The organism is Streptomyces sp. NRRL S-455 (genome assembly GCF_000717875.1).
Taxonomy (GTDB): Bacteria; Actinomycetota; Actinomycetes; order Streptomycetales; family Streptomycetaceae; genus Streptomyces.
In genome coordinates, this window is record NZ_JOCT01000105.1 from 1 (window position 1) to 229 (window position 229).

Sequence of the window (229 nt, forward strand, 5' to 3'; positions counted from 1 at the left end):
CGGCCGGGACGACGTCGTCTTCGGCGCCACCGTCTCCGGCCGCCCCCCGGAGCTGCCCGGCGTCGAATCGATGATCGGCCTGTTCATCAACACCCTGCCGGTACGCGCCCGACTCGACCACACCGAGCCTCTCAACGGCTTCTTCCGCCGCCTGCAGGCCGAACAGACCCGCCTCCTGGACCACCAGTGGGCCGGTCTGGCCGACATCCAGCGCTGGGCCGGACACGGC

General features: G+C 71.6%; 1 protein-coding gene. It reads left to right on the plus strand.

Annotated elements, in window-relative coordinates; genetic code table 11:
- Nucleotides 1-229 (plus strand): condensation domain-containing protein (locus tag IE97_RS39085; protein WP_037845549.1); only part of this gene is annotated, 229 nt, incomplete at both ends.